This window comes from Lutaonella thermophila (genome assembly GCF_055387725.1).
Genome location: NZ_AP043783.1, coordinates 2,096,471 through 2,111,596, shown reverse-complemented (window position 1 = coordinate 2,111,596; position 15,126 = coordinate 2,096,471). Strand labels below are relative to the sequence as shown.

Sequence of the window (15,126 nt, the reverse complement as noted above, 5' to 3'; positions counted from 1 at the left end):
TGTAGGTTTTCATCGGCAATTTAACAAAAATATCCGTTCAACGGTCATTAAAGATGTGAACAATCCATAAAATGTTGTCAACAATCATTTAATGTAGGTCAACCAAAAATTTTGTTTCATTTGGGTTTTTATCATAACGTTTCTTAAAAATAAAAAGTATATGGTTTGCTAATATTTTTATTATTCTTATTTTTGCACCCTTAAATTTAACAAATAAATTAATATTATGAATCATTACGAAACTGTTTTCATTTTAAATCCCGTTCTATCTGAGAGCCAGATAGAGGAGACAGTTAAGAAGTTTGAAGATTTCTTACGTTCTAAAGGTGCGGAGATTGTATCTAAAGAAAACTGGGGGCTAAGAAAGTTAGCATACCCAATCCAGCACAAGAAAAGTGGTTTTTATCACTTATTTGAATTTAAAGCTCCGGGAGAAGCTATTGACCCACTTGAGTTAGAATTCAGAAGAGACGAGCGCGTTATGCGTTACTTAACTGTTAAGTTAGACAAGCATGCTATTGCTTGGGCAGAGAAAAGAAGAGAAAAACTAAACAAAAAAGCGTAACCTATGTCAACAACAATAGAGCAACAAGCAAAAGGCAAAAAGGACGGAGAAATCAGATATTTAACGCCTTTAAATATTGAGACTACTAAAGCAAAAAAATACTGCCGTTTTAAAAGAGCAGGTATTAAATACATAGATTATAAAGATCCAGACTTTTTAATGAAGTTTGTTAATGAGCAAGGTAAGATTTTACCAAGAAGATTAACAGGTACTTCATTAAAGTATCAAAGAAAAGTAGCTACTGCTATTAAGAGAGCGCGTCATTTAGCTTTGATGCCATACGTTGGAGATTTATTAAAATAAACACTTAAGGTATTATGGAACTAATTTTAAAAGCAGACGTTGAAAACTTAGGTTTTAAAGACGATATAGTTACAGTAAAAAACGGTTACGGAAGAAACTATTTAATACCTCAAGGCTTAGCAGTATTGGCTACTCCATCGGCAAAAAAAGATTTAGCCGAAATGCTTAAGCAAAAAGCATACAAAGAGAAAAAGCTTGTAGAAGATGCACAAAAATTAGCAGAATCTCTTAAAAAGCTTGAAATTAAAATTGCTGCTAAAACCGGTGAAGGTAATAAACTATTTGGTTCTGTTTCTAATGTTAATTTAGCAGAAGCTATTGCTAAAGAAGGACACGAAATAGACAAGAAGTTTATTAAAATTAACGGAGGTTTAGTTAAAAGAACCGGAAAATACAATGCAGAAATTCGCCTTCATAGAGAAGTAGTTATAGACTTCCCTTTTGAGGTTGTAGAAGAAGCTAAGTAAATAACTTTGTTACTAAATTGATATAAAGGCTGCCATATGGCAGCCTTTTTTTTATATTTTTGCCTTGCAAAACAGTTTACTAACTAACATAACAACGTATGAAAAAACAATTATTTTTCAGTATTTGCTTACTACTTTTTGCAGGTACAGTTTTCTCTCAGGTTACTACATCTAACATTAGAGGAGTAGTGCTTGACGAACAAAACCAACCTCTATTTGGGGCAAACGTAATAGCTGTTCATACCCCAACCGGAACAACTTACGGAACAGCCTGCTAACGAAGACGGTAGATTTAACTTACTAAACCTTCGTGTAGGTGGGCCCTATAAAATTACCATTTCTTACATTGGTTACAAAGACCAAGAAATTAACGATGTGTACCTTTCTTTAGGACAAACGTATAACGTAGATGCCAAAATGGTACCAGACAGCCAACAGTTAGATGAAGTTGTTGTAACATCTGATGTTACAGGTACTTTTGGTAGTGATCGTACCGGTGCAGAAACAAGTGTTGGTAGAAGAGAGCTAACCAGATTACCAACAATTTCTCGTTCTGCAAAAGATTTTACAAGATTAGAGCCAACGGCAAGCGGAGACTCTTTTGGAGGTAGAAACGATCAGTTTAACAACTTCTCGTTAGACGGTGCAATTTTTAACAACCCATTTGGTTTAGATGCTCCAACTCCAGGAGGACAAACTAACGCTCAACCAATCTCATTAGACGCAATAGATCAAATTCAAGTTTCTACAGCGCCATACGATGTAACTCAAGCCGGCTTCACCGGGGCATCTGTAAATGCAGTTACTAAAAGTGGTACTAATGAGTTTTATGCAACTGCATACGGTTTCTTTAGAAATGAAGATATGACCGGTGGAAAAGTTAGAGGAGATGATGTGTTTAAAGCAGATTTAGAGCAAAAACAATATGGTTTTAGCGTTGGCGGACCAATTGTTAAAAATAAATTATTCTTCTTTGCTAATTTTGAAAGAGATCAATTAACAGAGCTTGGTAGCAACTTTGTTCCTAACACAGGTTCTGGTGCAATTAACGAATCTCGTGTTTTAGAATCAGATTTTCAGTTAGTTGATAACATTTTACGCCAAGTTGTAATTGGGCAAGATGCGCAAGGGAATGATATTTTTTATAATCCGGGAAGATATTCAGGATTTACTTTCGATGCCGAGTCTACTAAAGGAATCTTTAAGTTAGATTGGAACATAAACGATAAAAATCGTTTAGCAATTATTTACAATTTCTTAGATGCATCAAAAGAAAAGCCTGCTCACCCTACAGCTCTTGGATTTAGAGGTCCAAGCCAAGCAACACTTCAGTTTGAAAATGCAGGATACCAAATTAACAACCGTATCAATTCAATTCAAATAGAATTAAACTCAACATTATCTGATGAGGCTACCAATAAATTACAAATTGGTTATACTCATTTTGATGATTTTAGAAATCCGCTTTCTACACCGGCACCGGCTATCACTATTTTAGATGAAAATGGTAGCTCTAACTATATTATTGCCGGTCATGAGCCGTTTTCTATTCATAACAGATTAGATCAAAAAGTATTTCAGTTTACAAACAACTTGAATTTCTTTAAAGGAGACCATACTTACACTATTGGTGTATCGTTTGAGAAGTTTGAGTTTGATAACTCGTTTAACTTAGGTGCTTACGGAGCAATAGGGACATTCTTCCCTACAGGTACTATTGCAGACTTTAGAAATCCTGCAAACGAAGCAAACTTAGTTTCGTTCTACCAAGGTATTTTTAATGATGCAATTGCAGCACATAACTCTTTAGAGGCAAACGGAACCGGAAATCCTGGTGGTTGGGCATTAGCAGAAACTAATGTTGGACAATTAGCGTTCTATTTACAAGATGAGTGGAATGCTACCGAGAACTTTAAATTAACCTACGGTATTCGTTTTGATAAGCCTTTATACTTTGATACAGCCGATAAGGTTCGTGAAAACATAGAGCGTAAAGGGGGCTCTAGCGGAACATACATTCCATCTATTACGTACTATGACCCTGAAACCGGAGAAGAAACTTTCTTAGATTCAGAGCAAATGCCTTCTAATAGCATTTTAGTATCTCCGAGATTAGGATTTAACTGGGATGTTAGAAATGATAAAACTTTCCAAGTGCGTGGTGGTACCGGAGTATTTACAGGTAGGTTCCCATTTGTGTGGTTAGGTAACCAAGTACAAGGTGTAGATTTCTTCTTCTACCAAGTAATAGACCCAGATTTTAAGTGGCCTCAAGTATGGAGAAGTAGCTTAGGGGTAGATTACAAGATGGAAAACGGAGTTATTTTAACAGGAGACCTATCATACACAAAAGATTTAAATGCACCGCATGTACAAAACTGGGGGTTAAACACTCCATCAGAAACATTAAACGGGGTAGATAACCGTCCGGTGTATTCAAACTCAGATAAATCGCAAATTTTTGGCGGACCAACAAGTGCGTACGTATTCTCTAATTCTGATAAAGGAAGAATTTGGAATGCAGTAGTAAAAGCACAAAAAACATTTGATAACGGTCTGTACACCAGTTTAGCTTATAGCTACTTAAACTCTAAAGATGTAAACTCTATTGAAGCAGAAATTACAGGAGACGCCTTTGTAGCTAATGCTGTAGTTGGTAATGCCAATGCCGATGTTTTATCGTACTCTAAGTATGGAGATACACACAGAATTATAGGTGTAATTTCTAAATCGTTTAAAACCGGTACAACCATCTCTACGTTCTTTGAGTATGCTCAAGGTGGGCGTTATAACTACATTTATGGTGGCGATTTAAATAATGATGGTTCTGCCATAAACGATTTATTATACATTCCAACAGCAGCTGAGGTTAACCAAATGAACTTTAGCGGTCCTGGTCAAGCAGAAGCTTTTGAAGCATTCATTCAGCAAGATGATTATTTACGTGAAAACAGAGGTAAATATGCTGAGCGTTATGCTGCTTTAGCACCTTGGAGAGGTCGTTGGGATCTTAAAATTTTACAAGACATTAAATTAGGAGATAAAAACAAACTACAATTAAGTTTAGATGTTCTTAACTTCGGAAACTTAATCAACTCAGATTGGGGTGTAGTTCAAGAGCCTACAAACACTCAAGTTTTAGGAGTAACTGTAGATAGCAACAATAACCCAACATATACTTTTGATCCTAATTTAACAGAAACATTTAGTTACGACTCTAGCTTACAATCTAGATGGCAAGCACAATTTGGAGTTCGTTACACCTTTAACTAAGCATAAAAAATAGTATTTTTGAACCGCCCTTAAATAGGGCGGTTTTTTTATACATAAATTTTAAAAATGAAGTACAGAAGGCTAACAAAAGAGCAATTTGAAGAGCTACACCAAGAGTTTATAAATTTTTTAGCTACACAATCTATCACTGCCGATGAGTGGGAGCAAATAAAAAAAGAAAAACCTAAAGTTGCAGAGCAAGAACTAGACGTGTTTAGCGATTTAATTTGGGAAGGTGTTTTACCAAATGTTAAATACTTAGAAAACATATCGGCACAACAAATGCATTTGTTTCATTTAACCGATAAAGAAATGAAACTAATTGCTATTAGAGTTAATAACCCTAGTATAGATTTAACTACAAAAGAAGGTTTTGCGTGGTTTAAGAAAAACTTTATGACAGATAGCGTAGAAATCATGCAAGCCTCTAAAGCATATAGTGAAGACAAAAACTTAGATAAATTTAATCTCATAGAAAAAGGAGCAGTAATTACCAAAGGAGAGCTATACCGATGGTTCGAAGAAATCTTATCCTGATTTTTTAAAACACCCAAAAGTTAAGATATTTGCTAGCGCATAACTCTCTTTTAAATTTTAAAGCAAAAGCAGAATTTTATGGCCCAGAAACCAAGCATACCAAAAGGAACTCGCGATTTTTCTCCACAAGAAGTTGCTAAAAGAAACTATATAATTACTACCATAAAAAAACATTTTGAGGTATTTGGTTTTAGGCCTATAGAGACTCCATCGTTTGAGAATTTAGAAACGTTAACCGGAAAGTATGGAGAAGAAGGCGATAGGTTAATTTTTAAAATTTTAAACTCAGGCGATTATCTATCTAAAGTAGATGAGAATTTTTTTTATAACATTTTTAGAATAAAAGAGTTTGTTGTTCAAGAATATTACAGATTAAGCAAAATCTTAAAGGGACGAAAAACTAAAATTAATTTATTCAAAGGGGCAATATCATATCAAGGCCTTGAAAGTATTAGTAGTAAAATACTTGAAGAGTATGATTTTGCAAAAGAGACAAATTTAGAATTTACTCAAAAAGAAAAATTAATTAAAGATTTAATAAAAATATATTTTGAATCAGATAAGGGGGGTAATAAAGAATTAGAAGATAAATCAATAGGCTTATTGATAAAAGAGATAGTTAATGATTATGTTAAAAGAAAATCTAATGAAGTTTCATATCAAATATCTGAAAAAGCATTACGCTACGATTTAACAGTACCTTTTGCCAGATACGTGGTTATGCACCAACATGAGATAGATTTTCCGTTTAAACGCTACCAAATACAGCCGGTTTGGAGAGCCGATAGACCACAAAAAGGAAGGTTTAGAGAATTTTATCAGTGTGACGCAGATGTGGTAGGTTCTACTTCACTATGGCAAGAAGTAGAGTTTATACAATTGTATGATGCTGTATTTAGTAGTTTACAATTAAACGGAGTAACGATTAAGCTTAATCACCGAAAAATTTTAACAGGTATAGCCGAAGTAATTGGGGCAAAAGATAAATTAATTGATTTTACGGTTGCTTTAGATAAGCTTGATAAAATTGGTGAAGAGGGCGTTAAAAAAGAAATGCTCAGCAAAGGTATTTCGCAAGAGGCCATTACTAAACTACAGCCACTGTTTAGCTTCTCTGGAGACAATGCAAAAAAAATAGAAGATTTAGAGCAAATGCTACAAAGCTCTCAGGAAGGATTGACAGGAGTAACCGATTTAAAATTTATTATAAATACTATTAAAGACTTAGGATTAAAAACCGCTAATGTTACTATAGATGTTACTTTAGCGCGTGGCTTAAACTACTATACCGGTGCCATTTTTGAGGTAGCTGCCCCGTTACAAGTTAAGCTCGGCTCTATTGGAGGAGGAGGAAGGTATGATGACCTTACCGGTATTTTTGGGTTAAAGGGAATGAGTGGTATAGGTATATCGTTCGGGTTAGATAGAATATATTTAGCTTTAGAAGAGCTTAATCTGTTCCCTGAAACTGTTTCAGATACGTTAGATGTCTTGTTTATTAATTTTGGAGCATCAGAAGCGTTGCAAGCTTTAAAAGCGGTAACATTTTTAAGAAATAAAGGGATAAAAGCAGATTTATATCCTGATGCAGCAAAAATGAAAAAGCAGTTTCAGTATGCTAATAAGCGTAATGTACCTAAAGTAGTTTTAATTGGTACAGAAGAGCTGCAAAACAATACTTTCGTGTTAAAAAACATGGAAACAGGAACACAAGAAACCTATAATTTTTCTGAATTAGAAAAAGTTTTTTTACCTAACTAAAAAGCCTCTGTTTCTATAACTACATTACTTTGTAAGGTTTTATGAACCGGACATTTGGCAGCAATTTCTAATAAACGTTCTTTTTGTTGCTGAGTTAAGTCTCCAACAAATTCTATCTTTTTTACTAAGTGGTCTATTTTGGTGGGTTTGTTATTTATAGCTAAATGTTCACTATGCTTTTTAGAGTGTGTAATGTAGGTATAAACTTCGTCTAAAGACCAGTTTTTTTGCTGGGCATACATTTTTAATGTCATTACTGTACAAGCAGCTAGCGAAGCACTTAGCAAATCGTAAGGAGACGGGCCCAAATCTGCTCCACCAACATCTTCAGGTTCATCGGCTATTAAACTATGCTTTTGGGTTTGAATGTAGGTTGTATATGTATCTTCTTTTACATTTAAATGAGCTACTAATTGCTCTCCTTTTGTTGGTAACATCTGGTTATCTTTAAAGGGCAAATATTTATTAACCCATGTAGCAATTAAATTACCCGCATAAATACTGTCTTCTGGATTTGTTAAAAGATGGTCTGCCTGATCTAAACTGATAAAACTTTTTGGGTGATGAGCATTGTTATAAAGCATACGAGCATTTTCTACACCTACAATAGTGTCTAAAGGAGCATGCATTATTAAAATAGGTTTCCTTAAACTCTTTGTAATTTCCGGCAGATTGGTTTGGCTAAAATCATCAACAAAATCATTGTCAATTTTAAACGGTCTTCCTCCAATATTAACTTTAATTTCTCCTTTTTCTTCTATATCATCTAAAGCATGAGAAAAATGTTTTGTAACGTGGTTTACTGTTGCCGGTGCACCTATAGTTACAACTGCCTTTATGTTGTTTAGTTTAGAAGCTGCTACAATTGCTGCAGCACCACCTAAAGAATGTCCTATAAGTAAAGAAGGCGTTTTATTTTGATTTAGTAAAAAATTGTTAACTGTTTCTACATCAGAAACATTAGCAGAAAAATGACTATCTGAAAAATCTCCTTCACTTTTACCTAAGCCTGTAAAATCAAAACGCAATACCCCAAAACCGTTATTTGTTAGCGCTCTACTTATATTTTTTACTGCTTTGTAATTGCTGCTGCAGGTAAAGCAATGAAGCAAAATAGCGTAATAATTAGGTTTTTTATTAGCTGGTAAATCTAAATGAGCGTGTAGTGCTATCCCCTTAGCGTTTTCAATTTTAATGATATCACTTCTCATAAATTATGATTTTAATTTGTTAGCATGCATAGCTCTAAGTTTACTAAGCTTAGGAGCAATAACAAAAGAGCAATATCCTTGGTTTGGGTTGTTTTTGTAATAGTTTTGATGATACGATTCTGCTTCGTAAAATTTAGTATACGGACTTAATTCTGTAACAATTTTATCACTATAATATGCTTGCATTTTAATCATAACATCTTGCGCAATTTGCTTTTGCGTTTCGTTATGATAAAATATAACAGAACGGTATTGTGTTCCTACATCTGCTCCCTGTCGATTTAGTGTTGTAGGATCATGCGATGTAAAAAAAATATATAAAATATCTTGATACGATATAACCTCTGGATTGTAATGTATTTGAACAACCTCTGCATGCCCTGTAAGTCCAGAACAGACCTCTCTGTAAGTTGGTTTTCCGGGAGCTACACCTCCAGAGTACCCTGAGACTACATTCTCTACACCTTTAACTTCCTGAAAAACGGCTTCTAAACACCAAAAACACCCTCCGCCTAAAGTGGCTATTTCTAAATTACTATGCATTCTCAGATTCTTTTATGTGGTTAAGTGCTACCGAATTAATACAATAACGTAATCCGCTGGGTGGTGGCCCATCAGGAAATACATGTCCTAAATGTGCATCACAAGTATTACAAAGCGTTTCAACCCTAACCATACCATACGAAGTGTCTTTTACGTATTTAATGGCATTAGGTTTAATGGGTTGCGTAAAACTTGGCCAGCCTGTACCCGAATCAAACTTAATGGTAGCGTCAAACAACGGCGTGTTGCAGCAAATACAGCTGTATTTTCCCGGCTCAAAAGATGCACATAATGCTCCGCTATGAGGGGCTTCAGTTCCTTTTAAGCGTGTAACAGCAAACTGCTCTGTAGTTAAAATAGCTTTCCACTCTTCGGTTGTTTTTTGAACTCTTGTATCAGGTTTCGGATTTCCGTTTATGGTAAAATGTATAATATCTTTCCAGGTAAGCATAAAAAATGTTTTGCAAGTGTTGGTCTAAAAAAGTACCAAAAGTTTACATTAATAGTACAAAAAAGCGAAGTGAAATAAAAGAAATAATAAAAAAGGCTTCACAAAAATGTGAAGCCTTTAATTTGTAGCGAGGACGAGATTTGAACTCGTGACCTCCGGGTTATGAATTTTACGACTATCTAAGTAAGTGTTGATAATCAATAAGTTACGATTTGAAAAACACCTGATTTCAGGTCTATTCTATTCGCTTTTCTATTCTATTTACTATTCTAACCCGTTCAAATCCAGTAAAAATGCTAAGTTAATTAATAAGGTTTCCAAGTATCCTTGTCTACCCATTCATAATTGTTATATCTATTATCAAAATAAACTACAGCCTCAAAATAGTCGGTGCCATTTGGGTTGCTCACATAGTTTACTTTATTTACCTCAAAAATATTTTGAGCTTCTGTATTTATTTCTTCTAAATTATTACTCAACAAATAGTAGTCTCCTTGTATAGAAAACCAATATCCTGCAAAAGAATCAAGGTCCTTTTCATCTAATGTAATTTCAATAACAGCATTTTCTAAATTAGTGTCAGAGGGTAAATTGGTTAAAATAAAAGTAGGTTCGTTAATAGTTTTTTCTCCTTGATAATAAATTTCTCCTTTACCAGAACCACCGTTATAATCATAAAACTTATAGGAAAAAGTTAAAGGCTCGTTAGATTTAGATTTTACGTAAATACCGTACTGTTCTGCTCTTAAAATTTCTTTCTCATTATCAGAGTCAGAGCTGCATGCAAATAAAAATACAGCCAATAGTAGTGAAAAAGTTTTCTTCATAGTTAAGCAATAGTTATTTGGGTTATAAATTATCTTCTACTTTTTTGCCTTCTAACATCTACCACATTAAATAGTTTAGAAACATCTTTTAAGTGTATTTCTAAATCCGGATAATAATTGTTAAGTGAATGGGCCACAATTATGCCTTTCTCAACATCGTGTTTAATAATTCTTTTCAGTAAAATACCTTCTTCTTTATGTACAATTACAAAATCCCATTTGTGTATGTGTAAACTACTGTGCCAGTATTCTTGCCTAACCTCCCTACATAATATTAAATCTCCCTCAAGATAGCTTTCGTAACTACCATCATCCATAGAGTCGCCCCTTACTTCAAAAAACACATAATTTCCTTTGTATTCTTTATCTGCTAAGTAAGGAAGTTTAGGGAGCTCTTCTATATATTCTTCATCTCCAAAACCATTAAGGTATCCGGCATAAGCGTATTTGTTAACCAAAGGCACCATCATAACGTTAGCATTAGCAACATTTACTGGCTCAGCTTCTTTTTCAAATTCAATATTTTGAACTATTGCTAATAATTCTGCAGGAGTAACATCTAACACTTTAGCTATTTTAAAAAATGCCTCAAGCGTAATTGGTGTATGGCCACCTAAGTAATTAAACAACGTACCTCGTTTAATACCAGTCTCTTCTACTAATTGCTTTAGAGATACGCCACGCTTATCAGCTATTTCTTTGATTTTGCGTATATCCATAAAAAGTTTAAAATTTTGTACAACGGGTATTGCATAGTTCAATATTTTGTACTATGTTTGTATTGCAATACAACCAAATATACAAAAAAATGGATACTGTAGCCTTTAATTCGATTAAGAACGCTTTAAATGAGATAAACATACCAGTAGAGTTAGATGATGAAGTGGTGTATACAACCATTGAAGAAGAGTTGTGTAATTACTTCATTTATGCAGAATTACAAGTGTTTGCAGAGTTTAAAAATGTTGTAGGAGGCTCTTATGATTACGGTATCTCGGAGATAATAAGAGAGTCTGAAATTTCAGATGCAGTAACTATAAAATTAAATGTTTATGATGAAAATGATGAAGAAATACTCTTAACTGATGTTCAAAAAATTGAACTTGAAAATCTGTTGCAATCTAAAATATTAGCATAATGAGTCCTGAAACTAACAAAATAATAGCCGGTTTAATTAGTAAAGAGTTTTATGCTCTTGAAAATACCCCATGGACATTTGATAAGGCAAAGAGTCTTATTCAAGCAGCTCAAGAACTTAATCTAACAGAATTAGCCAACCAATTAATAATCGATTTATAAAACGAGACACTATGTTTTCAACAAAGAAAAAAAGAGAAACAGCAGAACTCCACGAAAGAGTGGTTAAAGCTTGGGAGAGTGCACCCTATGGCACTAAGGCAAGGGTAGCAGTTATAACAGGCTACACTCGTCAAACATTAGATGATATAATTACAAAAGGTAGAAAAGATGAGTCAATTCTTTTGTTGGTTCATCAGGCCATTAAACAAGCTTCTGCAGATATAGCTAAAGATGTAATGCAACAAAACACTTTGGTTCAAAAAAGCTAAGCAGTAGTAATGATTGCCGAAACAATATACCCAATTGTTAAATCTCTCTCTAAAGAAGAGCAGTACAGGCTCTTCAAAAAATTAGAGAAAGAGCTAAAGGCAATCAATAATACACAAAGACCTAAAGTGATGACCCCAAAACAACAGCGAAAGGCCGAAAGAATGAAATGGTTAAAAACACATGTTTTTTATCCGCCAAAACACTAAGAAAATGAATGACAAAGATTTTTTCAAACAATGCTATCTCTACGCTGCAATTTCAAGCGGTATAGTGCTCTTAATGGTAGTGCTTGTACTTGCAGTAAAAGGAGTACTAACATTAATATAATTAAAACCATGAACGCCTTAATCTTACTTATTTGCTTGGTGAACATTGCCCTTTTAATCCTGTTAATTAAAACCATAAAGCAGGGTGTGCAATTAGAAAAAGAGTACAAACAATTGCTAAAAAAATATAGTCATGAAAAATGAATTCTACTTACTCAACGGAAGATGGTACTGTAACGGCAAAACATTTAACGAAATGTACCTGAACCAGCAACAAGAGTTAGGAACATTCATTTCTGAACAAAAAAGCTCTATGCCACAGACCAACGCAACATAGAGCCGTAATCAAGTTTAACTCTAAAAAATTCAAGTTTAACTCTAAAATCCAAAATTATGGAAAATTCAACAAACAATGTAAACGGACTGGCAACCTTAGACCAATTGCCAAACTTACACAAAGCAAAAGTATCTCCAAGAGAGCTTTCTTCTACCTACTGGACACCAGAAATTGAAGGTGAGTATAAAGTAGGTGTTGTAATAGACATCAGAGAAGAAAACTATACAGACGATCGCTCCGGAGAAACTATTAAGCTGCCATGCATAATTATGCTATCGCAAGAAGAAGATGGAAGTTTTAACACCATTCGTAATGGTTCTAAGAGATTAGTAGCAACCATTGAAAACGCTGTAGAAAGTGGGGAAATGATTTTAGGCAAAACACCGGTGAAGATTGTTTTTCTCGGAAAACAAAAAAACAAAACCAATACCTACCTAAGCGATAGATGGAGTGTTAAACCTATAATTCTGTAATTATGCAAGCCATAGACATGTTAAAACAATCTCTGCCGAATTTACACTCGGCAGAGGTTTCAGAAAAAGAACTTTTTACAAAAGGTATAGACTATACAAGACCTTTAACCGATTACCCAACGGCATCTTTTATAGCTGATTTTATAAAGCAAAGAGAAGGTACTCAACATATTTACACCAAAACACTAAACAAAAATGGTGTTGCCGTACAAGATAAAATGGATAAGTATTTGGCTAATTCCGGATACTCAAGCGGACAATTAAAAGCTGCGCTTAAAACACCATTGCACTTGTATTTTGAAAGAGAAGATGAAGCAAGAAGAGAGTTAGAGAAACTTCAAAACAAAAAACATTTTCAATTAGGCAGCTTTTTACACGAATGCATGCTCGAGCCTACCAAGTTTAGTAGGGTAGTAGTAGAGCCAAAGTTAAATCGTAACGCTAATGATGATTTAGATAAGCTAATTGCATTCTGGAAAGAACAAATTTTAGCCTTACAAGTATGCGAGCTAAATAACAATGAGGTATCACCAAAAGAGCTAATAGCTTTTGTAGATGCCCAAGTACCGGATACAACAAAAAGAAACGATAAGAAATTATACCTTGATTTGTTGCAAGAGCTTTCTGGCCTACAATCTATAAGCGAATCAGATAAAATAATTGTAGATGTAGTTAAGCGCAATTATATGGCGTACGGTAACGGTATAATACCAAAGCTGCTAAAGCATTCTAAAAGAGAAATTTCACTCTATACTCAAGATGATGCTACCGGATTGCCTATTAAAGTTCGCCCGGATGCCTTACAGTTTGAAGAAAACATAGGTGTGAATGCCGTTATCTCTGTTAAAAGCACATCGTGCGAAAGCTTATCACACTTCTACTACCACACAGCAAAGCTTAACTACGAGCTTACAGAAGGTATGTACCAAGAAGTAGCAAGTAAGGTAACCGGCAGAGACTTTAATACCACTATTATGATAATGCTACAAACGGTGGCACCTTACGGCGTTGCGGTATTAGTTTGGGATGGAGAAGATATAGAAATTGGTAAATACAAATACCGCCAGGCATTACAAACAGCTTTGCAATGCGAGCAAACAGGAGAGTATCCAACATACGATGCTTTTTCAGAATCGGGAAACCTTGGGTTAATAGATATGAAACAGCCCGAGTGGAACGCAAAAGAACTTCAACCTGTAGACTTAAGCAACTAATATGAAACAGGTATTTATAGATGTAGAAACCACCGGAGTGCATTTCTGGAAACATTCGGTACACCAAATATCCGGTGGGGTTTACATAAACAATAAGCTAAAAGAGAGCTTTGATTTTAAAGTGCGCCCACACGAGAAAGCTAAAATAGAACCAGAAGCTTTGCAATTAGGCGGCTTAACCTTAGAGCAAGTTATGAGTTATCCGCACAGAACAGAAGTGCATAAGAAGTTGGTAAGCATTTTAGATAAGTACGTAGATAAGTTTAACCGAAACGATAAGTACTTCTTCTGCGCATACAACGCTCATTTTGACAACGCTTTTATGAGAGCATTTTTCAAGCAATGTAACGATAACTACTTCGGCTCTTATTTCTGGTCTAACAACATAGATGTAATGGTGTTAGCCGGAGAGTATTTAAAAGAGGTACGCCATACCATGCCCAATTTTAAGCTAATGACTGTTGCAAAGCAATTGGGAATAGCAATAGAAGAAGAAAAAGCACACGACGGATTTTACGATATAGTAATAACTAAAAAAATATACGATTTAATAAAAAAGCCATGAAACAAGGACGTAAAAGAACAATGAGCATTTGCTTAACAGACATACCAAAAGAGAGAATTTTTAAGCACGAAAACGGAAAATTATACCTGCTTTTAGAGACGTACGATTACGATGAACCGGACATGTACGATAAAGATTTTTCGGTATCAATATCACTTACAAAAGAAGAAATTGAAGCAAAAAAACAAGGTCAAGAAGTAAAAAGAATTTTTATAGGTAGAGGCAGAATCTGGCCAGATAAAGGATTGCAAAAAGCTACCGAAGAAGATTTTAACGATTTACCCTTTTAACCAACCATAAACACTAAGAAAATGAAAACAGAATCAATAAAAAACAGAGACAATGCTTTTGTAGCTGTTATAGAAAAAATACCACAAAAAAAACAACTTATTTATCAACTAATAAAAGAAAACGAGCCTTGCACGGCTTGGGATATTGCTACCAAGTATTTAATTCCTATAAACGAAGTAGTAGGGCGTATAACAAACCTAAAAGACGAGTGTTTGCTAATAGAAGTAGGCAGCAAAGAGAACAACTATACCAGAAAACAAAACACGCTGTATAGAGCCATAAATAACCAAATTGAGCGCATTGCATTAATAAACCAAAAGTATGGTGAGCTCATAACAAAAAAAGATGAGCTGCTTAACGATTACCACTTAGGATTAAGCAACTTAACAAGGCAACTTGTAGATAAAGAGCTCAAAAAAATTCAGAAACAAATCAAGCAATTAGAAAACATTTTAGAGACACACTAAACCCTA

At 34.5% G+C, this 15,126-nt stretch carries 20 protein-coding genes and 1 pseudogene; 16 read left to right on the top strand and 5 right to left on the bottom strand.

Annotated elements, in window-relative coordinates:
- The first annotated feature begins 226 nt into the window (after positions 1–226).
- The 6 genes and pseudogenes from rpsF (at position 227) to hisS (ending at position 6,906) form a co-directional block, all read left to right on the top strand.
- Positions 227–565 carry a 30S ribosomal protein S6 gene (gene rpsF, locus ACZ5CF_RS10025; RefSeq protein WP_464579218.1) on the top strand — a complete coding sequence of 113 codons (339 nt, stop codon included), beginning with the start codon at positions 227–229 and terminating at the stop codon, positions 563–565.
- 3 nt (positions 566–568) lie between these two features.
- Positions 569–868 (top strand): 30S ribosomal protein S18, encoded by a 300-nt coding sequence (gene rpsR, locus ACZ5CF_RS10020; RefSeq protein WP_464579217.1) that lies wholly within the window; start codon positions 569–571, stop codon positions 866–868.
- Between the two features lie 14 nt (positions 869–882).
- Positions 883–1,335 carry a 50S ribosomal protein L9 gene (gene rplI / locus ACZ5CF_RS10015; protein WP_464579215.1) on the top strand — a complete coding sequence of 151 codons (453 nt, stop codon included), beginning with the start codon at positions 883–885 and terminating at the stop codon, positions 1,333–1,335.
- A 98-nt stretch (positions 1,336–1,433) separates the two neighbouring features.
- Positions 1,434–4,608 (top strand): annotated as a pseudogene (locus ACZ5CF_RS10010) (TonB-dependent receptor).
- A gap of 66 nt (positions 4,609–4,674) precedes the next feature.
- Entirely contained in the window at positions 4,675–5,145 is a 471-nt protein-coding gene (locus ACZ5CF_RS10005; protein ID WP_464579214.1) for a DUF6495 family protein, read from the top strand.
- 78 nt (positions 5,146–5,223) lie between these two features.
- Positions 5,224–6,906, top strand: coding sequence for a histidine--tRNA ligase (hisS, locus tag ACZ5CF_RS10000; protein WP_464579213.1), 1,683 nt, complete (start codon positions 5,224–5,226; stop codon positions 6,904–6,906).
- Here the strand turns inward: hisS and ACZ5CF_RS09995 are convergent.
- The 5 genes from ACZ5CF_RS09995 to ACZ5CF_RS09975 all read right to left on the bottom strand — a co-directional run bounded on the left by ACZ5CF_RS09995 (position 6,903) and on the right by ACZ5CF_RS09975 (position 10,657).
- Positions 6,903–8,117 (bottom strand): bifunctional alpha/beta hydrolase/OsmC family protein, encoded by a 1,215-nt coding sequence (locus tag ACZ5CF_RS09995; protein WP_464579212.1) that lies wholly within the window; start codon positions 8,115–8,117, stop codon positions 6,903–6,905. The genes hisS and ACZ5CF_RS09995 overlap by 4 nt on opposite strands.
- 3 nt (positions 8,118–8,120) lie before the next feature.
- Positions 8,121–8,660 carry a peptide-methionine (S)-S-oxide reductase MsrA gene (gene msrA, locus ACZ5CF_RS09990; protein ID WP_464579211.1) on the bottom strand — a complete coding sequence of 180 codons (540 nt, stop codon included), beginning with the start codon at positions 8,658–8,660 and terminating at the stop codon, positions 8,121–8,123.
- Positions 8,653–9,111 (bottom strand): peptide-methionine (R)-S-oxide reductase MsrB, encoded by a 459-nt coding sequence (gene msrB, locus ACZ5CF_RS09985; RefSeq protein WP_464579210.1) that lies wholly within the window; start codon positions 9,109–9,111, stop codon positions 8,653–8,655. The genes msrA and msrB overlap by 8 nt, the downstream gene beginning before the upstream one ends.
- Positions 9,112–9,416: 305 nt before the next feature.
- On the bottom strand, positions 9,417–9,938 hold the full coding sequence (locus tag ACZ5CF_RS09980) for a hypothetical protein (protein WP_464579208.1): 522 nt from the start codon (positions 9,936–9,938) through the stop codon (positions 9,417–9,419).
- Positions 9,939–9,967: 29 nt separating this feature from the next.
- Positions 9,968–10,657, bottom strand: a complete 690-nt coding sequence (locus ACZ5CF_RS09975) for an XRE family transcriptional regulator (RefSeq protein WP_464579207.1) — start codon at positions 10,655–10,657, stop codon at positions 9,968–9,970.
- 89 nt (positions 10,658–10,746) lie between these two features.
- Here ACZ5CF_RS09975 and ACZ5CF_RS09970 point away from each other — a divergent pair, with 89 nt between their 5' ends.
- The 10 genes from ACZ5CF_RS09970 to ACZ5CF_RS09925 all read left to right on the top strand — a co-directional run bounded on the left by ACZ5CF_RS09970 (position 10,747) and on the right by ACZ5CF_RS09925 (position 15,120).
- The gene (locus ACZ5CF_RS09970) at positions 10,747–11,076 is read left to right on the top strand and encodes a hypothetical protein (RefSeq protein WP_464579206.1); all 330 of its coding nucleotides are present in this window, start codon (positions 10,747–10,749) and stop codon (positions 11,074–11,076) included.
- Positions 11,076–11,237, top strand: a complete 162-nt coding sequence (locus ACZ5CF_RS09965) for a hypothetical protein (RefSeq protein WP_464579205.1) — start codon at positions 11,076–11,078, stop codon at positions 11,235–11,237. The genes ACZ5CF_RS09970 and ACZ5CF_RS09965 overlap by 1 nt, the downstream gene beginning before the upstream one ends.
- A gap of 11 nt (positions 11,238–11,248) precedes the next feature.
- A complete protein-coding gene (locus ACZ5CF_RS09960) occupies positions 11,249–11,506 on the top strand; it encodes a hypothetical protein (RefSeq protein ID WP_464579203.1) in 258 nt (85 codons plus the stop codon).
- 9 nt (positions 11,507–11,515) lie between these two features.
- Positions 11,516–11,713 carry a hypothetical protein gene (locus tag ACZ5CF_RS09955; RefSeq protein WP_464579202.1) on the top strand — a complete coding sequence of 66 codons (198 nt, stop codon included), beginning with the start codon at positions 11,516–11,518 and terminating at the stop codon, positions 11,711–11,713.
- Between the two features lie 253 nt (positions 11,714–11,966).
- Positions 11,967–12,110 carry a hypothetical protein gene (locus ACZ5CF_RS09950; RefSeq protein ID WP_464579201.1) on the top strand — a complete coding sequence of 48 codons (144 nt, stop codon included), beginning with the start codon at positions 11,967–11,969 and terminating at the stop codon, positions 12,108–12,110.
- Positions 12,111–12,166: 56 nt separating this feature from the next.
- Positions 12,167–12,583 carry a hypothetical protein gene (locus tag ACZ5CF_RS09945; RefSeq protein ID WP_464579200.1) on the top strand — a complete coding sequence of 139 codons (417 nt, stop codon included), beginning with the start codon at positions 12,167–12,169 and terminating at the stop codon, positions 12,581–12,583.
- 2 nt (positions 12,584–12,585) lie between these two features.
- A complete protein-coding gene (locus tag ACZ5CF_RS09940) occupies positions 12,586–13,797 on the top strand; it encodes a PD-(D/E)XK nuclease-like domain-containing protein (protein ID WP_464579199.1) in 1,212 nt (403 codons plus the stop codon).
- A 1-nt stretch (position 13,798) separates the two neighbouring features.
- Positions 13,799–14,362, top strand: a complete 564-nt coding sequence (locus ACZ5CF_RS09935) for a 3'-5' exonuclease (RefSeq protein WP_464579197.1) — start codon at positions 13,799–13,801, stop codon at positions 14,360–14,362.
- A complete protein-coding gene (locus tag ACZ5CF_RS09930) occupies positions 14,359–14,652 on the top strand; it encodes a hypothetical protein (RefSeq protein WP_464579196.1) in 294 nt (97 codons plus the stop codon). Before ACZ5CF_RS09935 ends, ACZ5CF_RS09930 begins: the two co-directional genes overlap by 4 nt.
- Positions 14,653–14,673: 21 nt before the next feature.
- Positions 14,674–15,120, top strand: coding sequence for a hypothetical protein (locus ACZ5CF_RS09925; protein ID WP_464579195.1), 447 nt, complete (start codon positions 14,674–14,676; stop codon positions 15,118–15,120).
- Positions 15,121–15,126 lie beyond the last annotated feature (6 nt).